Here is an 18936-nt window from a genome sequence, read left to right as displayed (position 1 = left end):
GGTCGGCCGCGTTGAACCTCCCGAAGACCAGGCGCGCCGGGTCAGGCCGGCGTCCGCGATCGGGAGGCTCACCTCAGATGACCCCATCCCTCGCCCGCACCGCTCGGCGGCTCACCGCGACCGTGGCCGCGCTGGCCGCCACCGCCGTCGCCATCGCCCTGGTCGGCTCGCAGCCGGCTGCCGCCTCCGGGCTCGGCCTCCCGCTGCTCGGCTCGAGCTCCGGCTCGCTCAGCCCCGCCTCGGCCTGGGCTCCGGCCGCGACCGCCACCATCCACCCCGGGACGATGATGTACACCGCCGGCGCCCAGTGCACGGCCAACTTCGTCTTCACCGACGCCGCCGGTACGACGTACCTCGGCTATGCCGCGCACTGCGCCGGCACCGGCTCGTCGACCGACACCAACGGGTGCTCGACGGCCTCGGTGCCGCTCGGGACGCCGGTGGACCTCACCAACGACGGCAACCTCGCCGGCGAAGGCACCATCGTCGGCCACGGCACGCTGGCCTACAGCTCCTGGATCACCGAGCACCAGCTCGGCACCACCGACCCCAACACCTGCGCCTACAACGACCTGGCGCTGGTCAAGGTGGCTGCGGCTGACGTCTCGAAGGTCAACCCGAGCGTGCCGTTCTGGGGCGGGCCGACCGGCATCGACACCGACGGCACCGCCTCCGGAGACCAGGTGTGGACCTACGGCAACTCCAGCCTGCGGGCCGGGCTCTCACCGCTCTCGCCGCACACCGGGCTCAGCCTCGGCGACGCCGCGGCCGACGGGGGGTGGAGCCACCCGCTGTACACGGTGAGTCCCGGCATCCCGGGCGACTCCGGGTCGGGCTTCATGACCGCCGGGGGCAGGGCCGTCGGCGTCCTGTCCACGCTCGGACTGGCGCCCCTTCCGGCGTCGAACAACATCGGCGACCTGGCCAAGGAGCTGGCCTTCGCCCAGGCGCACTCCGGGATCTCCGGGCTCCAGCTGGTCAACGGCACGGAGCCCTTCAACCCGATCCTCTAGCGCCCGGGGCGACGTACGACGCGAGCCTGCGTTACCGAATCGTGTCGCACATGCGGAGCGCGCGTGCGGCGATCAGCGGTTAGGTTTCGGACATGTCCGCGCGCAGGGCGGGCGCACTCGCGCTCGGCTTCAGCCTCGCCGGCGTCGTCCTGATGCTGCTGCTGGTGGTGATGGCGGCGAGGTCGGGGCCGTCGGGAGTGATCCACGGGACCCCTCGCGACGACATCTTCCACCCGCCGCGGCCGACCATCACGTCGCAGCCCGGGCACCGGAGCGGCCCGGACAGCACCACGGTGCTCCCGCAGGGCACCTCGTCGGTGCCGTTCGCGTCGGTGCTCGGCACGGTGGTGCGCTACGCCCTGTTCGCCTGGCTGCTCCTGCTGGCCTACCGCGGGCTGCGCTGGCTGGTCGACGACCTCGCGGCGCGCCGCAGCACCGAGCCACGCGCCGCCGTGATCGACTTCGACGTGCTCGAGGACCCGGCTCCGCTGGTCGACGAGATGCGTCGCGACGCCGCCGACCAGTTCGCGCTGCTGCTCGGGGGTACGCCGCGCAACGCGATCGTGGCCGCCTGGGACCGCTTCGAGGAGCAGGCCGAGCGGGTGGGAGCCGCCCGCAAGCTGTGGGAGACCTCCTCGGAGTTCACCCTGCGACTGCTCGACGCCGTCTCCGCGGCGCCGGTGGCCGTGACCCGCCTGGCGGCGCTCTACCGGGAGGCCCGCTTCTCCGAGCACGAGATCACCGAGGGCAACCGCGAGGCCGCGGCCGAGGCCCTGCGCGACATCCACGCCTCGATCGGGATCCCGGCCGGGGTCGGCCGGTGACGCCGCGTCGGTGGGTCGGTCGGGCCGTGCTCGCGGTGCTGATCGTGCTCGCCGTGATCGGCGGGTCCCTCTACGAGCACACCACCCCGGACCTGCCGCGGGTGGTCCTGCTGGTCTTCATGGGGATTGCCGTGATCGGCCTGGTGCTGGACTTCTCCTCGGTCCCCGAGCCGGACTGGGAGGTGGTCACGGCCCGGCCGGTGGTGCCGCCGGGGCAGGACGCCAGCCTGAGCCGCAACGTCCGGCTGCTGGAGAACCACCTGACGTCGCGCACCGTGGATCCCGGACTCCAGCGCCGGCTCGGGATCCTGGTCGACCTCCAGCTGGCCGAGTCGGGGCTGCGGCGCGGCGATCCGGGGGTCGACGAGCGGCTCGGCCCTACCCTGTGCGACGTGATCGACTCGCCGCCGCGGCAGCTGAGCCGGACCACGCTCGAGGAGTGCATCCGACGTATCGAGGAGCTGTCGTCATGACCGAGTCACCCGTCCCGGGTCCGATCAGTGTCCCGGAGGCGTCCGAGCTCGCCGGCCGTGTGCTGAACGAGGTCGAGCGTGCCGTGGTCGGCAAGCGGATCCCGCTCACGCTGGTCCTGGCCGCCGTCCTGGCCAAGGGGCACGTGCTGCTGGAGGACTTCCCGGGCCTCGGCAAGACGCTGGCGGCCCGGTCGCTGGCCCGGGTGCTGGGCCTGGAGTTCTCGCGCGTGCAGTTCACCCCCGACCTGCTGCCCGCCGACGTGACCGGGTCGTTCCTCTACAACCAGCGCGAGGGGACCTTCGAGTTCCGCCGCGGCCCGCTCTTCACCGGCCTCCTGCTGGCCGACGAGATCAACCGGACGCCGCCGAAGACCCAGTCGGCCCTGCTCGAGGCCATGCAGGAGCACCAGGTCACCGTGGAGGGCGAGACCTTCCCGCTGCCCGACCCGTTCCACGTGCTCGCGACCGCCAACCCGATCGAGTACGAAGGCACCTACCCGCTGCCCGAGGCTCAGCTCGACCGGTTCCTGATGCGGGTCAGCTTCGGCTACCCGACCTCGGAGGAGGAGTACGACGTGGTGCAGCGCCGGCTCGACCGGCAGCGCGAGGAGATCGACCTGTCCGAGATCACCGACGCCGCGGGCCTGCGCGCGATGCAGGCCGCGACCGAGACGGTGACCGTCGACGAGACGGTGAGCCGCTACTGCGTGCGGCTGGCCACCGCCACCCGCGAGCACAACGACGTGCTCACCGGCTCGTCGCCACGCGGCTCCCTCGGGCTGGTGCTCGCGGCCCGTGGCTTCGCGCTGGTCCGGGGGCGCGACTACGTCATCCCCGAGGACGTGAAGGCGGTCGCGCGAGCCGTGCTCTCCCACCGGATCACGGTCAAGCCCGAGCTCTGGATGACCCAGGCCAGCGGTCCCCGGGTCGTGGACGCGGTGCTCGGCTCGGTGCCGACCCCCAGCACCCTGGAGAGCTACCAGCGATGACCCGCTGGCGTGCCACCGCCTCGCTCGCCCGCGCGCTCTCGGTCTCCGGGGTCGGGATCGGCATCGCGCTGGTGCTCGGCCGGCCGGCCGTGGTCGTGCTGGTCGCGCCGCTGGTGGTCGTCGGGGCCGCGGCGATCCTGGCCAAGCCGCGCACCGAGCCGCACGTCGCCGCCCAGACGTCGTACGCCGTGCTGCACGAGGGGCAGGGCACGACCTCGCGGCTGCAGGTCGAGCCTGCGGAGGACGTCGAGTTCGTGACCCGGGTCTGCGCGTCGGCCGCGTACGTCGCCCTCAAACCCACGAACGGCTGCCTCGGGCACCTGGTCGAGGCCCCGGTGCCGCTGCTGGTCTCGACCCGGCGCTGGGGGCAGCGCCGGATCGGGGAGGAGAAGGTCGGCCTGTTCAGCCCCTGGGCGGGCTACCGCTGGGGGCCGGTGGCGCTGGTGGGCCGCGAGGTCTCGGTGCTCCCGGCGTCGGCGACGTTCCGCTCGGCCGCCGCCGCCCCCAACCCGATCGGCCTGATCGGGGCCCACCGCTCGCGGCGCGACGGTGACGGCACGGAGTTCTCCTCCATCCGCGAGTTCCACTCCGGCGACCGGATGCGCCGGATCAACTGGCGGGTCTCGCTCCGCTCGAGCGCGCTGCACGTGGTCTCGACCCGCTCCGAGGAGGACACCGCGCTCCTGCTGGTGGTCGACGCGCTGGCCGACTACGGGGTGTCCGGCGGCATCGACGACACCCAGTCGAGCCTCGACGTCGCGATGCGCTCGGCCGGCGCCATCGCCGAGCAGTACATCCGCCAGGGCGACCGGGTCTCGCTGCGGGTGGTCAGCCCGCACGGCGAGTACGTCGGGTACGGCGCCGGCAGCCGGCACCTGCGGCGGATCCTGGGGCAGCTCTCCCGGGTGCGCCCCGGGGTGCCGCACGACGTGAGCGTGGAGCGGATCGACTTCCGGACCGCGGCCGGGTCCATGGTCGTGGTGCTCAGCCCGATGCTGTCGGAGGGCATGGCCACGGCGGCGGTCCGGCTGCTGCGCCGGGGACTGCCGGTGATCGTGGTGGACACCCTGCCGGCCGACGCGGCGCCGACGGTGTCGAGCGAGACCGACCCCGTGATCGCCAGGCTGGCCTGGCGGATGCGGCTCGTGGAGCGTCGGCAGGTGCTCGACCGCCTCGCCGCGGCCGGCTGCCCGGTGGTCCCGTGGAACGGTCCGCGCACCCTCGACGTGATCGTGCGGCGGCTCGCGCGCCGGGCGCAGCTCCCGAGGGCGGGGGTGGGTGCCCGATGAGGTCGCGGATGACTCCCGGCGGGTGGGCGCTGCGAGCCGTGATCGTGCTGGGGCCGTTCTTGGCGCTGGTCTCGGCCACGCCCGAGGGCTTCGCGCCGCCGGTGTGGCTGGCCGTGCTGGTCGTGCTCGCCTCCGTGGTCTTCGCCTACCTGCCCGAGCAGTACGTCGGCAGTGCGGCGATGGTGCTGGTCGTCGGGTGGTGGAGCGTCGACGTCCGCGGCGCCATGCCGCTCGCGGTCGTGGTCGCCTCCGGCGCGCTGCTGGCCTCGCACCTCGCGGCGACCCTGGCGGCGTACGGCCCCCGCGAGCTGCAGCCGGACCGCGCTCTCGTGCTGCGCTGGCTGCGTCGTGGCGTCCTGGTCTGGCTGGTCGCGCCGCTGCTGTGGCTCACCATCGACGTCCAGAGCGGACACACCACGCCCGCGTCGTACTGGGTGGCGGGGCTGGCGGTCGCGCTGGTCGTCGCGGTCACCGCGGCGACCCTCTACCCGACCAGCCTGGACGCGGGCACCTGATCCGCCCGATGAGCCCCCGGATGAGCCCCCGATGAGCCTGGACCACGACCTCTACGTCGAGCTGGTGCTGCACTGCGTCGAGCAGGTGCCGCGCGGCCGGGTCACGACGTACGGCGCGATCGCGGAGGTGGTCGGGCCGGTCGTCGGCGGCGGCGGGCCGCGGCTGGTCGGCTCGGTGATGGCGGGATACGGCGGCCCGGTGCCGTGGTGGCGGGTGGTGCGCGCCGACGGCTCCCTGCCGCCGAGCCATCAGGGCGAGGCCCGCCAGACCTACCTCGAGGAGGGGACACCGCTGCGACCGTCGGGGAGCGTCGACCTCAGGAAGGCGTTCTGGCGGCCGCCCGCTCTCGAGCGAGCGCCGCGAGCCGGCGGAGCGCCTGCGGGAAGATCCCGGCCGGGGGAGTGACCAGTCCGGCCCCGACCTGGCCCACCCCGGCCTCGCGACCGGCCATCCCGGTGTTGATCTGGGGCAGGATGCCGGTCCGGCAGACCGCGCTCACGTCGATGCCCGTCGGCACGCCGGCGAACTCGAGGACCGGGATGCTCCAGCGCGGGTTGTCCCCGAGCGTGATCTCGCGCATCCGGCGGGTCGTGGCCAGCGCGTCGGGCACCGTGCCCCCGACGAAGCGGACGATCGCCGGTGCCGTGGCCATCGCGAAGCCGCCGAGCCCGGCGGTCTCGGTGATCGCGGAGTCGCCGATGTCGGGGTTGGCGTCGTCGGGGCCGAAGTCTCCGAGGTAGAGACCGTCGGCCACCTGCGCAGGGCCGGTGAACCATTCGTCGCCGGTGCCGGAGACCTGGATGCCGAAGTCGGTGCCGTTGCGCGACATCGCCACCACCAGGGTCGAGCCCGGCACGTCGCGGCCGGCGTCGAGGGCCAGCTTGCAGGCCGGCATCGCGAGGTTGAGGAAGAAGTGGTCGTTGCTGCCGACGAAGTCGACCGCCTCGGCCACGTCGGCGGGCGCGGCACCGCTGGTGACCATCGCGGGGACCAGGTCGCGCAGCAGCATCAGGGTGCCGGCCCGGTTGCGGTTGTGGGCCTCGTCGCCCATCTGCAGCATCTGGGTCAGGATCGCGGTGACGTCGACCGGGTCGGCGGCCCGGACAGCGTGCTGGAGGAGCGGGCCGAGGACGTCGTTCATCCAGCGCAGCCGAGCGAGCACGTCGGGGGAGTACGCGCCGTACCGCAGCACCTTGCCCAGGCCCTCGTTCAGCGTGCAGTGGGTGCGCGCCCCGGTCGCGGGGTCCTCGAGCACCCACATCCACATGCTCGGCGTCACCACGCCGGCCATCGGGCCGACGGTGCGTCGGTGGTGACACGGCTCGAGGCTGACCGAGGTGCCGCTCTCGAACAGGGCCACCGCGTCCTCCGGCTCGGCGACCAGTCCCTCCAGCGCGGCGCCCCCGATCAGGGCCCCACGCAGCGGGCCGGAAGCGCGCTCCCACGCGATCGGCGGGCCGGCGTGCAGGAACTCTCCGGGCTGGAGACCGAGCGCCTCGTGCGCGGGTACGACGTCGACCAGGCGCGCCCGGACGGCGAGCACGCGCTCCAGCGCGGTCGCGTTCGCGGCCGGACGGTCGGGGTCGAGGGCGACCGTCGCGAGGTCGGCCTCGGTGCCGGGCATCGGCGGGCGCCAGTCGACGCGGATGACGTCGACCGCCTGGTCGGCCACGGCCTGGGCCAGCAGGTCGGCGCCGACACCGACGACGGGCCCGCTCACCGGGCACCACCGAGCAGGGCGATCGCCCGGCGGGTCGCGCCCGCGTTGGACAGGTGGACCTCGGCGCCGGCGGCGACCAGCGCGTCGACCTGACGGTCAAGACCCTGCGGGTCGTGGGCGGTGCCGACGACGGTGACGACCACCGGCGGACGCAGGCCCCGGAGGGCCGGCGCGAGGGCGGCCGCGGGGTCGGGCTCGGCGCCGTGGCCGAGCACCACGTCCAGCAGGACGACCCCGGTGGCGGGGTCAGCCGCGACCTCCGCGAGGCGCGCGAGGCGCAGGCTCGGGTCGATCATCGGGTGGGCCCGGCCCTCGGTGTAGGCGTCGTCGCCGAAGTCGACGAGCTCGGCGTCGACCCCGGCCGCGGTGACCAGCACGTCGGCCTCCGCCTTCAGCGTGCCGCCTACGAAGAGCCCGTGCAGGCGCGTCCCGCTGCCGGGGTTCGCCCTCCCGTGGACCGGCCAGCGCGGCACCCGGTGGCCGAGTCGGTCCAGGACCTGCTCGGTGGCTGCGGTGAGGTCGGGCCGCCCGGCCCCCAGCAGCGCGGTCAGCACCGGCGTGCCGAGCCCCGCCGTGTACGTCGCGAGGTCGGCGCCGACAGCCTCGTCCGGCGGCTTCGAGACCAGTACCACCAGCCGGGTGGCCGGGTCGGCGTCGAGCCGGCCGAGGGCCGTCAGGGTGGCCAGCCCGCCGACCTCGGCGGACAGGTCGCGTCCGCCCACGCCGTACGCCGTGGAGACGCCGACCCCGGCGTGGTCCAGCAGCGCCAGCACCTGCTGGCACCCGGTGCCGGACGCCGCGACGATGCCGACCGGGCCGGGCGCGACCACGTTCGCGAAGCCGAGCCCCACCCCACCGACCACCGCCGTGCCGGAGTCGGGCCCCATCACCAGCAGGCCACGGTCGGCTGCGTACCGCTTGAGCGCGACCTCCTGGTCGACGGGCACGTGGTCGCTGAAGACCATCACGTCGCTGCCGGCCTCGAGCGCGTCCATCGCCTCGACGGCGGCGCTGGCCCCCGGCACCGAGACCACGACCAGCGCCCCCGGCTCGCGGAGCAGCGCCGAGCCGGTGGTCCGCGGCGGAGCGTCGGCCCGCTCGTCGGTCGTGGTTCGCCGCTCGGTCAGCGCGCGGTCCACCTCGGCGCGCACCTCGTCGAGCAGGTCGTCGGTCTCGAGCCGGACCGCGACGACCAGGTGGTTGACACCGGCGTCGGCGGGGATCTCGAAGCCCATCCGCTCCAGCACCTCGAGGTTGAGCGGGGTGGCCATCGCGACCTGAGCGGTGAGGACCCCGGGCAGGTCCTGCACCCGCCGGCTGATCTGGAGCAGGGTGACCGAGTCGGCGTAGGCGCCGGCCCGCAGCTCGACGTGGTCGGTCATGCTGCGTCCCGGCTGATGGACAGCGCCGCGCGGGCCAGGTCGATCCCGTGCCCGAGCCCGGAGCCCGAGGTGTGGCCGAGGCGCGACAGGCGCTCGCGGGTGACCGGCTCCCGGTCACTGCCCAGGGCGCGGAGATGGTCGGCGACGGGGTCGGCCACCTCGCCGGCCAGAGCGCAGTCGAGCAGGGTCGCGGACAGGGCGGTGGTCCGGCCGAGCAGACGGCGTACGGCGTCGTCGACGGCCGGCGTCGCCACCCCGACCGCGCGGTGCAGGGCGAGCCACCCGCACACCACGTCGTCACCGAGCGGGGTCAGACCCTCCCCGTGGCCGATGAACGCGGCCACGGTCCCGGCGTCCACCACGGGCGGAAGCGCGGCGAGCCCGACCGGCCGGGACCGGGGGAAGCCCACAGCACCGGCCGGGCTCGCCTCTGTGCCTGGAACCCGTGTCGAGCCGATCTGTGGCGCGCGAACTTCCACGAGACGACCCGTCACGAGAGCGAGAGCGCCCACGTGAAGGATTCCGTCTTCAACATAAGCGCTCTCGGTGCCCGTTGACGACACCCGCAGCAGGTTGGTCCTCATGGACTGGGGCAGGCCCGGCGCCTGGCGGGCGATGATCCCGACGCATCGCCCCGCGAGATCGACGTGGACGGCCTCGGCACACCGGTGCAGCACGGGCACCGGGCCGTCGGGGGCGGCCCGCACCCAGGCAGCGACCCGAGGCGGAGCGGCCACCGGGACGGACGTCGCGGATCGGGGCACGGGCGGCACGGCACCCACGCTAGCCGCTCGCGACCCGGCTGCTCCTCGTCGTACGCCGGCTCGCGGCGACCGCGTGGGACGGCGTTCCTCCGCCGGATCCGCGCCGTCGGGGTGTGTGATGGGCGTCACAGGTGGGGGTGGTCGGCCCCCGCACGAGAAGGAGGGTCCAGATGTCGATGTTCACCTGGCGAGAGGTCGACCCGGCTCCGGGTCAGGCGGTCGCGCCCGACGAGCGGCTGGCCTGGGGGAAGACGGTGGGGCTCGGCGCGCAGCACGTGATGGCGATGTTCGGTGCGACGTTCGTCTTCCCGACCCTGATGGGTCTCAACGCCAACCTCGCGATCCTGATGAGCGGGATCGCGACGATCTGCTTCCTGCTGATCGTCCAGGGCAAGGTGCCGAGCTATCTGGGCACCTCCGCGTCGTTCGTGGGCGGCGCCACCGCGATCTACACCTACACCGGCTCCGGAGGTCCGGGCGGCCCGGCGGACGTGACCGGCGCGATCCTGGTCTCCGGCGTCGTGCTGGCCCTGGTCGGCGTGGCGATCCACCTCGGCGGCGCGGGCCTGGTGAACAAGATCCTGCCTCCGGTCGTCACCGGCGCCGTGGTGATGCTGATCGGGTTCAACCTGGCCGGCGTCGCCACCTCGGTCTACATGCCGGCGGACCGGTGGATGGCGATCATCACCATGCTGGCCGTCGTGGTGATGGCGGTCGGCCTGCGCGGCTTCTTCGGCCGGATCGCGATCTTCCTCGGCCTGGTCTTCGGCTACGTCCTGTCCTGGCTGGCCGACCTCGTGTTCGGCACGCTCGGCAGCGGTGCCACCGCCCATGCCCGGGTGGACTGGACCAACGTCAGGGCGGCCGACTGGTTCGGCTTCCCGAAGCACACGGCGAGCGGGCTGACCGGCAACCAGTACGTCGCGAAGAACCTCGGGGCCGTCGGCTGGCACGCACCCAGCTTCTCGATCACGTTCGCGCTGCTCGCCCTGCCGGCCGTGATCGCGCTGGTCGCCGAGAACATGGGCCACGTCAAGGCCGTGGCCCAGATGACCGAGCGCGACCTCGACCCGATGATGGGGCGGGCGATCGCGGCGGACGGGCTCGGCACCGTCATCGCCTCGGCCGTGGGCGGCTCGCCGACCACGACGTACGCCGAGAACATCGGGGTGATGGCGGCCACCCGGGTCTACTCCACGGCGGCCTACTTCGTCGCTGCCATCGTGGCGATCCTGCTCGGTCTGGTGCCCAAGTTCGGCGCCCTGGTCGCCGCGACCCCGGCCGGGGTGCTGGGCGGCGTGACGCTGGTGCTCTACGGGATGATCGGGCTGCTCGGCGCCAAGATCTGGAAGGAGAACGACGTCGACTTCGGCCGACCGATCAACCTGGTGCCGATCTCGGCCGGCCTGATCCTGGGCATCGGCCTGGGCACCTCGGGGTTCTTCGAGATCACCAAGGACTTCCAGCTCGGCGGCATCGCTGCCGGGACGGTCGTGATCCTGCTCGGCTACCACCTCGCGCGCCTGATCGCCTCCGACGAGGACGAAGGCACGATGCTGGCGGTCGGCACGCCCGGCGCGCACGTCGAGGGCCCTCCGCACGGGTAGCGTGCGACTCCCGGGTCCTGACCGCGAGGAGCCTTGTGAAGCCCGCACCGTTCGCCTTCGTCCGACCGCAGGGCCTCCAGCACGCCCTGGAGGCCCTGGCGGCCGACGAGGGAGCGAAGGTGCTGGCGGGAGGCCAGAGCCTGGTGCCGCTGCTCAACATGCGGCTGGCCGCGCCGACCACGCTGGTCGACATCAACGGCCTGCCCGCACTCGACGAGGTGCTGGTCTCCGACGAGGGGGTCGAGGTCCCGGCGCTGGCGCGGCAGGCCGACGTGCTCGCCTCGACCGCCGTACGCCGGGTGCAGCCGTTGCTCGGCCTGGCCCTGGCCCACGTGGCCCACGCGACGATCCGCAACCGCGGAACGGTGGTCGGCTCACTGGTCCACGCCGACGCAGCGGCCGAGCTGCCGATGGTCCTGGCGCTGCTCGGCGGGCACCTGCGGGTCGCGTCGACGGCCGGCACCCGCGAGATCCCGGCCGACGAGCTGTTCGCCGGCCCGCTGGAGTCGACGGTGCGCCACGACGAGATCGCGGTGTCGGCGTTCTTCCCCGCGCTGGGCGCCGACGAGGGCGTCGCCTTCGCCGAGCTCGCGCGGCGGCACGGCGACTACGCGATGTGCGGGGCCGGCGCGCTGGTCCGGGTCGAGGGTGACCGGGTCACGCGGGCCTGGGTCGCCTATCTCTCGGTGTGCGACGTCCCGACGGTGGTGGACGTCGAGCTCGACGACGTCGGCGCGGAGGCTCTCGCAGCGGCCGCCGAGCGGGCGCTGGGCCGGCTCGACCCGGTCGGTGACGTCCACGCCAGTGCCGACTACCGCGCCCACCTCGCCCGGGTGCTCACCGTCCGGGTCCTGAGAGAGGCGTACGACGACGCCCGCGCCCGCGCCGTCGGTGGTCGAGCGGACCCCCTCGGTGGTCGAGCGGACCCCCTCGGTGGTCGAGCGGACCCCCTCGGTGGTCGAGCGGACCCCCTCGGTGGTCGAGCGGAGTCGAGACCATGAGCGAGCAGCTCCACGACCTCCGCCTCACCGTGAACGGCGTCGCCCACGCCCTCCGGGTGCCGGCCCGCCGCCTGCTGTCGGACGCGCTGCGCCACGACCTCGGCCTGACCGGCACCCACGTCGGGTGCGAGCACGGCGTCTGCGGCGCCTGCACGGTGCTGCTCGACGGTCTACCCACCCGCTCCTGCCTGATGTTCGCGGTCTCGGCGGTCGACGTCGACATCACCACGGTCGAGGGGCTGACCGAGGCGGACGGCACCCTCGGCGCGGTGCAGCAGGCGTTCCTGGAGTGCCACGGGCTCCAGTGCGGCTTCTGCACGCCCGGCTTCCTGACCACCGTCACCGCAGGCCTGCGGCAGCACCCGACACCGACCGAGGACGACGCGCGCGACATGGTCGCGGGCAACCTGTGCCGCTGCACCGGCTACACCAACATCGTGAGGTCGGTGCTCCGGGCCGCCGAGCTGGCGGGTGGTGAGGCATGACCACCAAGCTGTTCGGGCAGAAGGTGCAGCGCACCGAGGACCAGCGCTTCCTGCGCGGCCAGGGGCGCTACGTCGACGACATCGCCGTCGGCGTCGGCACCCTCCACGCGGCGGTGCTGCGCTCGCCGCACGCCCATGCCCGGATCACCGACATCGACGTCGGCGCCGTGCTCGACCTCGACGGCGTGCACCTGGTCTGGACCCACGACGACCTCACCGGACCGATGGCCGACCCGCTGCCGCTGCTGATCCCGCACCCGGCCCTCACCCACGGCCGGACCCAGTTCGCCCTGGCGAAGGACGAGGTCAACCACGTCGGTGAGGCCATCGCGTTCGTGGTCGCCGACGACCGCTACCTGGCCGAGGACGCCGTCGGCCGGATCCGGGTGACCTACGACCTGCTCCCGGCGGTGGTCGGGATCGACGCGGCGCGGGCCGCCGACCGCCTGGTCCACGACGACGTGCCGGGCAACGTCGGCGCCCGGCTCGAGCAGGAGAACGGCGACGCCCGGGCCGCGATCGCGGCGTCACCGCACACGCTGAGCCTCGACCTGACCGTCGAGCGGAGCGCCTCGATGCCGCTGGAGGGCCGCGGCACGGTGGCCCGCTGGGATCCCGACGTCGGGCGGATGACGGTGTGGACCTCCACCCAGACCTCGACCGGCGTCCGGGCTGCGGTGGCGGCGCGGCTCGAGCTCGACCTGGGCCAGGTCGACGTGGTCACGCCCGACGTCGGCGGCGGCTTCGGGGTCAAGATCAACCACCCGTGGCCCGAGGAGCTCCTGGTCCCGCTCGCGGCCCGGCAGCTCGGTCGCACGGTGAAGTTCACCGAGGACCGCCGCGAGCACTTCATCTCCTCCGCGCACGAGCGCGGGCAGGTGCACCACGTCGAGGTCGGGTACGACGACGACGGTCGCGTGCTCGGGCTCGACGTGGAGTTCTGGCACGACCACGGCGCCTACACGCCGTACGGGCTGATCGTGCCGATCATCACCTCGACCCAGCTGCTCGGGCCCTACAAGCCGGGCGCCTACCGGGTCGTCTTCGAGAGCCTCTACACCAACACGGTGATGGTCACGCCGTACCGCGGGGCCGGGCGCCCGCAGGGCTGCTACGTGATGGAGCGGACCATGGACGCGATCGCCGCGGCCCTCGGCAAGGACCGCGCCGAGGTGCGCGCGGCCAACTTCATCCAGCCCGACGAGTTCCCCTTCGACCAGGGGCTGGTCTTCCAGGACGGCCGTGAGCTGGAGTACGACTCGGGCGACTACCCCGCCTCGCTCGCCAAGCTCAAGGAGCTGGTCGGCTGGGACGACTTCCCGGCGTTCCGTGAGGAGATGGCGCGCCAGGGCCGCCGAGTCGGCATCGGGCTCGCCTGCTACGTCGAGGGCACGGGCGTCGGCCCCTACGAGGGAGCCCACGTGCACGTCGAGACCTCCGGCAAGGTCAAGGTCGCGACCGGGCTGACCACCCAGGGACAGGGCCACGCCACGGTCTTCGCCCAGCTCGTCGCGGACGTGCTCGGCTGCCGGTTCGAGGACGTCGAGGTGGTCACCGGCGACACCCGCCGGATGCCGTACGCCGTCGGCACCTTCGCCTCGCGGGCCGCGGTGATGAGCGGCTCGGCGATCCACCTGGCTGCGACCCGGGCTCGCGAGAAGGCGTTGCGGATCGCGGCGGAGGCGCTCGAGGCCTCCGTCGACGACCTCGAGATCGTCGACGGGGTCGTCTCGGTGCGCGGCACGGAGGCGTCCATCGACCTCGGCACCGTCGCCGTCCTGTCCAACCCGCTCCGCTACGCCTTCGACGAGGCGTCCAAGGCGGCCACCCAGTTCTCGGTCGGCGACCCCGGGAAGCCGCCGGTCGCCGAGGACGACGAGCCCGGGCTCGAAGGTCGTGACTTCTACTCACCCGAGCGGTCGACCTTCGCCTCCGGCATGCACGCGGTGATCGTCGAGACCGACCCGGAGACCGCCGAGATCTCGATCCTGAAGTACGCCGTCGTCCACGACTGCGGCCGGCTGATCAACCCGATGATCGTCGAGGGCCAGATCCACGGCGGCGTGGCCCAGGGCATCGCGGGGGCGCTCTACGAGCGGATGGCCTACGACGACTCCGGCCAGCTGCTCAACGCGTCGTTCATGGACTTCCTGATGCCCTACGTCACCGAGATCCCCGCCCGGATCGACATCGACCATCTCGAGACGCCGTCGCCGCTGAACCCGCTGGGCATCAAGGGCGCCGGCGAGGCCGGGGTGATCCCGTCGGCGGCGGTCTTCGCCTCCGCGGTCTCCGACGCCGAGCAGCCCTACCATCCCGGGCTCGCGATCACCGCGATGCCGATCTCGCCGTCCGAGCTGTTCGACCTGCGCCGCCGACACCCCGCCACGCCGGTGGCGCAGCGGAGTCGAGACCACGAGGAGCGCCCATGAGGATCACCGGCCGCGAGGCCATTCCCTACCCGGTCGAGACCGTCTGGGAGGCGCTGCTCGACCCGGCCGTCCTGGTCCGCACCATCCCCGGCTGCGAGCGGCTGGTCGCGGCCGGTGAGCACGCCTACGACCTGACCGTCACCGCCGGCGTCGCCTCGATCCGGGGGTCCTACGACGGCACCTGCAGGCTCTCCGACCTGGTCCCGCACGAGTCGCTGGTGATGCGCCTCCAGGGGGCCGGCGCCCCCGGGACGATCGACGCCACGGTCGAGGTCTCCTTCCGTGAGTCCGGCGGCCAGACCGTGGTCGAGTACGACGCGGACGCCACCGTGGGCGGCATGGTCGGCGGGGTCGGTCAGCGGCTGCTCGCCTCGGTCTCCAGGCGCACCGCGGGGGAGTTCTTCGCCAACGTCGGCGAGGCGATCGCCTCCGCCGGCCCGCGCCCGGGTGGCGGAGGCGCACCCGACCGGGCGATCACGCCTGGTGCCACCTCGGCCGCGCCCGAGGTCGGCCGGGTCTTCACCGCCCCCGCCCGCTCCGTCGACGCCCAACAGGAGTTCCGCAAGGGGATCGCGGTCGGCGCCGGACTGGTCCTGCTCGGCGTGCTCGCCGGCTCGCTCGTCGGCCGGCGGCGCCGGTGACGGGGCTGACCGTCGAGTCGACCGCGCGGGCCATGGCCGACGGCGTACGACGTCGCGAGATCTCGGCCCGCGAGCTCCTGGACCTGCACCTGGCCCGGATCGCCGAGCGCAACCCGCAGCTCAACGCGATCGTGTCACTCGACGAGGAGCGCGCCCGGGCCGCGGCCGACGCCGCCGACGAGCGGACGGCGAGCGGTGCCGACCTCGGCCCCTTGCACGGCCTGCCGTTCGCGTTCAAGGACACCCACGACGTCGCGGGCTGGCGGACGACGTACGGCTCGCCGCTCTTCGCCGACCACGTGCCCGACGCCGACGAGCTGGTCGTCGAACGGATCCGGGCGGCGGGTGTGGTGCCGATCGGGAAGACCAACGTGCCGGAGTTCGCGGCCGGCTCGCACACCTTCAACCCGGTCTTCGGCGCCACCCTCAACCCGGTCGACCCGACCCGCTCGGCCGGCGGCTCCAGCGGGGGAGCGGCCTGTGCCCTGCGCGCGGGGATGGTGCCGCTCGCCGACGGCTCCGACATGGGCGGCTCGCTGCGCAACCCGGCGTCGTTCTGCGGGGTGGTCGGGCTGCGGCCGTCGCTGGGACGGGTGCCGTCGTGGCCCACCGACAACCTCTGGGAGACCACGGCGACCAGCGGCCCGCTGGCGCGGGACGTCGGCGACGTCGCCCTGCTGCTGTCGGTGATCGCCGGACCCGACCCGCGCGTGCCGACCGCGCTGGCGGAGCCGGGCCGGTCGTTCGCCCCGCCGGTGGCGGGCGACCTGAGGGGGCTCCGGGTCGCGCTGAGCGTCGACCTGGCCGGGCTGCTCGAGGTCGACGCCGAGGTGTCCGGGGTCGTCGCGGCGGCGGGGGAGAGTCTCGCCGCGGGAGGGGCGCGGGTCGAGCAGGCCCAGCCCGACCTCACCGAGGCCGACGACACCTTCCGCACCCTGCGCGCGTGGAGCTTCCAGGCGGGCCTCGGTCCCCTCCTCGCCGCGCACCCCACGGGGATCAAGCGGTCGCTGGCCGACAACATCCGGGCCGGCGAGCACCTGACCGGCGCCGACGTCGCTCGCGCCTACGCCCAGCGGACGGCCCTCGCGGAGCGGATGCGCCGCTTCTTCGAGACCTACGACGTGCTGGTGCTGCCCACCGCACAGGTGCCGCCGTTCCCCGTCGAGCAGGAGTACCCGACCCGGATCAACGGCCGCCCGATGACGACGTACCTGGACTGGATGCGGTCGTGCTACGTGATCACGGTGACCGGCTGCCCGGCGATCTCGGTGCCGGCGGGGCAGACCCGGGGCGGCCTTCCGGTCGGCATCCAGATCGTGGCGCCGTTCGGTGCCGACCGGCGTCTGCTCGAGGTCGCGGCCGCCTTCGAGGCCGCCGCCGGACTGGTCTAGTCCGGCGAGCCCGCTCTCCACAGGCCGACCTGGATGTTGTGGAGACGAGGCGCCGTCCTGTGGACGAACCACCCGCTCACTGTGGACGACGCGCCGGAAACCGAAGTATGTGGGAATTGGTGGCGGAAAGCCCTTGTGGGGCTGGGCTCCGGGGGAATAGAACTCTCCTCACGCACTCCCTCCGGGGAGCGCGGGATCGGTCGGAGACGAAGATCCGTACGACGCAGGACCAGCGTGCTGGACCAGCGTCGCGGGAGCCGGGTGACGAGGGCTGCCGGGGTCGGAGGCGATGACTGGATCGACCGGGAGCGTCACCGGAACGGTCGAGGGGGAGGGGCACGGGCTTCGGCTCGAGCCGCTCACCAGTGAAGGGCCCTTGTAGCTCATACCTACGAGGGCCCTTCCGCCATTTCCGGCCGCTGCGCCCCGAAGGTGGCCGCCCTGTGCACAACTCGCCCCGATCTGTGGAGGACGAGGCGCCATCCTGTGGAGGGCGTGGTGGAAACCGAAGTATGTCGAAAAAAGTGCCCGAAAGCCCTTGTGGGACTGGGCTCCCGGGGCATAGAACTTCCCTCACGCACTCCCTCCGGGGAGCGCGGGATCGGTCGGAGACGAAGATCCGCACGGTGGCCGCCCAGCTTGCTGGGAGGGCGCCGCGGAGGCCAGGTGACGGGGCCGCCGGGGTCGGAGGAGCCGGACGATGGGTTGGGAGCGTCACCAGTACCAACCGCCGGTGGACCGCTGGACCACGGACTTGCGCCGGGGCCCGGCGGGTCACCATCTGAAGGGCCCTTGTAGCTCATACCTACGAGGGCCCTTCAACCATTTCCGGCTCCGTCGTATTCACGTGGCCCCGGTCGACGTGCCGGACGATGCTGGGCGTCCCGGACGTGACGAGAAGGAGAACGATGAACGAGGACGCCGCACTGCTCACCGCCTACGACGCCCAGCTGCGCGGTGCCGCCGAGGTCGCCGGCTCGCTGAGCTCGGACCGGTCCGGGCCGCTGTGGCGCGGGATCTTCGCCACCAGCGGCTTCGTCAGCTACGAGAGCCTCGACGGGGTCGCCGACGTCGATGCCCTGATCGCGCAGACGGTGGCCTACTTCGCGGCGCTGCCGCAGGTCGAGGAGTTCGAGTGGAAGACGCGCGGGCACGACCGGCCCGCCGACCTCGGTGCCCGGCTCGAGGCGCACGGACTGGTGCCCGAGGAGGTCGAGACCGTGATGGTCGGTGACGCCCGGGCGCTGGCCGTGAACGTCGACCTGCCGCCCGGGGTCGTCGTACGACGCGTGGACGACCTGCCCGAGCGCGAGGCCGTCGTCACCGAGGCCGCCCGGATGCAGCGCGAGGTCTTCGGCCGGGGACCGACCGCCGCCGAGGTGCTGGACCGGCTCGACCGGTCGGCCGGCCTGGAGACGTTCTGGGTCGCCGAGGCCGACGGCCGGGTGGTCAGCGCGGGCCGCCTGGCCCGCGTCGAGGACACCGAGTTCGCCGGGCTCTGGGGCGGAGCGACGCTCCCGGAGTGGCGCGGTCGCGGCATCTACCGGGCGCTGACCGCCGCCCGGGCACGGGCAGCGGTCGCCGGGGGCGTGCGCTACCTCCACAGTGACTGCAGCGCGATGTCGCGGCCGATCCTGGAACGGTCGGGGCTGCTCGCGGTCACGACCAGCACGCCGTACGTCTGGCACCGCTGAGACCCGTACCGTCCGGAGCAGGGCCGTGCGGCAAGATGGGCGGGTGCTGTACGGCGTGCTCCACTCGGTCGTCCCGCCGCTGGCGAAGGCGGTCTGGCGACCGACCGTGACCGGTCTCGAGCAGGTGCCGGCGACGGGGCCGGTGATCCTGGCCAGCAACCACCTCAGCTTCATCGACAGCGTGGTGATCCCGATCGTCGTGCCGCGGCCGGTGGCGTTCCTGGCGAAGTCGGACTACTTCGAGCAGCCGGGCGTGAAGGGGCGGCTCGCCAAGGCGTGGTACGAGGCGCTCGGTGCCCTGCCTGTCGACCGCGACGACTCCAAGGCGGCCATCGCCAGTCTCGACACCGCCCTCGGCGTGCTCGCCGGTGGCGGTGCCTTCGGGATCTACCCCGAGGGCACGCGTTCCCGCGACGGACGCCTGTACCGCGGCCGGACCGGCGTCGCCCAGCTGGCGCTGACCTCGGGGGCACCGATCGTGCCGCTCGGGCTGATCGGCACCGACCGGGTCCAGCCCGTCGGCAGCCGCCTGCCCAAGCGGGTCAAGGTGACCGTGGCGTTCGGGCCGCCGATCGACGTCCGCGGCCGGTACGACGGCGTACCCCCCGGGAAGGCGCGGCGCGAGATCACCGACCAGGTGATGGCCGAGATCCAGCGTCTCAGCGGCCAGGAGGCCGCGGGCGTCTACAACGAGCGTCCGTCCGACACCTGAGCG

Annotated in this window: 18 protein-coding genes; 15 read left to right on the top strand and 3 right to left on the bottom strand. The window is 73.5% G+C overall.

Annotated elements, in window-relative coordinates; all coding sequences use genetic code 11:
- Window positions 1–77 precede the first annotated feature (77 nt).
- The 7 genes from E3N83_RS09570 (at window position 78) to E3N83_RS09540 (ending at window position 5509) form a co-directional block, all read left to right on the top strand.
- Window positions 78–1013, top strand: coding sequence for a hypothetical protein (locus tag E3N83_RS09570; RefSeq protein WP_151083047.1), 936 nt, complete (start codon window positions 78–80; stop codon window positions 1011–1013).
- 92 nt (window positions 1014–1105) lie between these two features.
- A complete protein-coding gene (locus E3N83_RS09565) occupies window positions 1106–1837 on the top strand; it encodes a DUF4129 domain-containing protein (protein WP_151083046.1) in 732 nt (243 codons plus the stop codon).
- Complete coding sequence (locus E3N83_RS09560; RefSeq protein ID WP_151083045.1) at window positions 1834–2310, top strand: hypothetical protein; 477 nt, start codon at window positions 1834–1836, stop codon at window positions 2308–2310. Before E3N83_RS09565 ends, E3N83_RS09560 begins: the two co-directional genes overlap by 4 nt.
- Window positions 2307–3299 (top strand): AAA family ATPase, encoded by a 993-nt coding sequence (locus E3N83_RS09555; protein WP_151083044.1) that lies wholly within the window; start codon window positions 2307–2309, stop codon window positions 3297–3299. The genes E3N83_RS09560 and E3N83_RS09555 overlap by 4 nt, the downstream gene beginning before the upstream one ends.
- Complete coding sequence (locus E3N83_RS09550) at window positions 3296–4588, top strand: DUF58 domain-containing protein (RefSeq protein ID WP_151083043.1); 1293 nt, start codon at window positions 3296–3298, stop codon at window positions 4586–4588. The genes E3N83_RS09555 and E3N83_RS09550 overlap by 4 nt, the downstream gene beginning before the upstream one ends.
- A gap of 8 nt (window positions 4589–4596) precedes the next feature.
- Window positions 4597–5103 carry a hypothetical protein gene (locus tag E3N83_RS09545; RefSeq protein ID WP_151083042.1) on the top strand — a complete coding sequence of 169 codons (507 nt, stop codon included), beginning with the start codon at window positions 4597–4599 and terminating at the stop codon, window positions 5101–5103.
- Between the two features lie 31 nt (window positions 5104–5134).
- On the top strand, window positions 5135–5509 hold the full coding sequence (locus E3N83_RS09540) for an MGMT family protein (RefSeq protein WP_151083041.1): 375 nt from the start codon (window positions 5135–5137) through the stop codon (window positions 5507–5509).
- On the opposite strand, the gene E3N83_RS09535 is transcribed toward E3N83_RS09540, so the two are convergent.
- The 3 genes from E3N83_RS09535 to E3N83_RS19540 are packed head-to-tail and all read right to left on the bottom strand — an operon-like array spanning window position 5421 to window position 8568.
- Window positions 5421–6824, bottom strand: coding sequence for a YlbE family protein (locus E3N83_RS09535; protein ID WP_151083040.1), 1404 nt, complete (start codon window positions 6822–6824; stop codon window positions 5421–5423). The genes E3N83_RS09540 and E3N83_RS09535 overlap by 89 nt on opposite strands.
- The gene (locus tag E3N83_RS09530) at window positions 6821–8206 is read right to left on the bottom strand and encodes an FdrA family protein (RefSeq protein ID WP_151083039.1); all 1386 of its coding nucleotides are present in this window, start codon (window positions 8204–8206) and stop codon (window positions 6821–6823) included. Before E3N83_RS09530 ends, E3N83_RS09535 begins: the two co-directional genes overlap by 4 nt.
- A complete protein-coding gene (locus tag E3N83_RS19540; RefSeq protein ID WP_191908037.1) occupies window positions 8203–8568 on the bottom strand; it encodes an oxamate carbamoyltransferase subunit AllH family protein in 366 nt (121 codons plus the stop codon). The genes E3N83_RS09530 and E3N83_RS19540 overlap by 4 nt, the downstream gene beginning before the upstream one ends.
- Before the next feature lie 572 nt (window positions 8569–9140).
- On the opposite strand from E3N83_RS19540, the gene E3N83_RS09520 reads away from it, so the two are divergent.
- The 8 genes from E3N83_RS09520 to E3N83_RS09485 all read left to right on the top strand — a co-directional run bounded on the left by E3N83_RS09520 (window position 9141) and on the right by E3N83_RS09485 (window position 18933).
- Complete coding sequence (locus E3N83_RS09520; protein WP_151083037.1) at window positions 9141–10577, top strand: uracil-xanthine permease family protein; 1437 nt, start codon at window positions 9141–9143, stop codon at window positions 10575–10577.
- A gap of 35 nt (window positions 10578–10612) precedes the next feature.
- Entirely contained in the window at window positions 10613–11578 is a 966-nt protein-coding gene (locus E3N83_RS09515) for an FAD binding domain-containing protein (protein ID WP_151083036.1), read from the top strand.
- Window positions 11575–12063 carry a (2Fe-2S)-binding protein gene (locus E3N83_RS09510; RefSeq protein ID WP_151083035.1) on the top strand — a complete coding sequence of 163 codons (489 nt, stop codon included), beginning with the start codon at window positions 11575–11577 and terminating at the stop codon, window positions 12061–12063. The genes E3N83_RS09515 and E3N83_RS09510 overlap by 4 nt, the downstream gene beginning before the upstream one ends.
- The gene (gene cutA / locus E3N83_RS09505; RefSeq protein WP_151083034.1) at window positions 12060–14495 is read left to right on the top strand and encodes an aerobic carbon-monoxide dehydrogenase large subunit; all 2436 of its coding nucleotides are present in this window, start codon (window positions 12060–12062) and stop codon (window positions 14493–14495) included. Before E3N83_RS09510 ends, cutA begins: the two co-directional genes overlap by 4 nt.
- A complete protein-coding gene (locus E3N83_RS09500; protein WP_151083033.1) occupies window positions 14492–15136 on the top strand; it encodes an SRPBCC family protein in 645 nt (214 codons plus the stop codon). Before cutA ends, E3N83_RS09500 begins: the two co-directional genes overlap by 4 nt.
- A complete protein-coding gene (locus E3N83_RS09495) occupies window positions 15133–16527 on the top strand; it encodes an amidase (RefSeq protein WP_151083032.1) in 1395 nt (464 codons plus the stop codon). Before E3N83_RS09500 ends, E3N83_RS09495 begins: the two co-directional genes overlap by 4 nt.
- Window positions 16528–17435: 908 nt before the next feature.
- Window positions 17436–18221, top strand: a complete 786-nt coding sequence (locus E3N83_RS09490) for a GNAT family N-acetyltransferase (protein ID WP_151083031.1) — start codon at window positions 17436–17438, stop codon at window positions 18219–18221.
- Between the two features lie 25 nt (window positions 18222–18246).
- Window positions 18247–18933: a lysophospholipid acyltransferase family protein gene (locus E3N83_RS09485; protein WP_238343142.1), complete on the top strand. Its 687-nt coding sequence runs from the start codon at window positions 18247–18249 to the stop codon at window positions 18931–18933.
- Window positions 18934–18936: the final 3 nt, after the last annotated feature.

The sequence above is a fragment of the Nocardioides cynanchi genome, assembly GCF_008761635.1.
In the GTDB taxonomy this organism is placed as follows: domain Bacteria; phylum Actinomycetota; class Actinomycetes; order Propionibacteriales; family Nocardioidaceae; genus Nocardioides; species Nocardioides cynanchi.
Note: the sequence above shows the minus strand (reverse complement) of the source record. Positions and strands in the feature narration are given on the sequence as shown.

Excerpts from the sequence above, each read along its gene's own strand:
- E3N83_RS09520 (WP_151083037.1), top strand. The coding sequence starts at position 9,141 with ATGTCGATGTTCACCTGGCGAGAGGTCGACCCGGCTCCGGGTCAGGCG.
- E3N83_RS09565 (WP_151083046.1), top strand. The coding sequence starts at position 1,106 with ATGTCCGCGCGCAGGGCGGGCGCACTCGCGCTCGGCTTCAGCCTCGCC.
- E3N83_RS09500 (WP_151083033.1), top strand. The coding sequence starts at position 14,492 with ATGAGGATCACCGGCCGCGAGGCCATTCCCTACCCGGTCGAGACCGTC.
- E3N83_RS09555 (WP_151083044.1), top strand. The coding sequence starts at position 2,307 with ATGACCGAGTCACCCGTCCCGGGTCCGATCAGTGTCCCGGAGGCGTCC.
- E3N83_RS09530 (WP_151083039.1), bottom strand. The coding sequence starts at position 8,206 with ATGACCGACCACGTCGAGCTGCGGGCCGGCGCCTACGCCGACTCGGTC.
- E3N83_RS09550 (WP_151083043.1), top strand. The coding sequence starts at position 3,296 with ATGACCCGCTGGCGTGCCACCGCCTCGCTCGCCCGCGCGCTCTCGGTC.
- cutA (WP_151083034.1), top strand. The coding sequence starts at position 12,060 with ATGACCACCAAGCTGTTCGGGCAGAAGGTGCAGCGCACCGAGGACCAG.
- E3N83_RS09545 (WP_151083042.1), top strand. The coding sequence starts at position 4,597 with ATGACTCCCGGCGGGTGGGCGCTGCGAGCCGTGATCGTGCTGGGGCCG.
- E3N83_RS09540 (WP_151083041.1), top strand. The coding sequence starts at position 5,135 with ATGAGCCTGGACCACGACCTCTACGTCGAGCTGGTGCTGCACTGCGTC.
- E3N83_RS09490 (WP_151083031.1), top strand. The coding sequence starts at position 17,436 with ATGAACGAGGACGCCGCACTGCTCACCGCCTACGACGCCCAGCTGCGC.
- E3N83_RS09570 (WP_151083047.1), top strand. The coding sequence starts at position 78 with ATGACCCCATCCCTCGCCCGCACCGCTCGGCGGCTCACCGCGACCGTG.
- E3N83_RS09510 (WP_151083035.1), top strand. The coding sequence starts at position 11,575 with ATGAGCGAGCAGCTCCACGACCTCCGCCTCACCGTGAACGGCGTCGCC.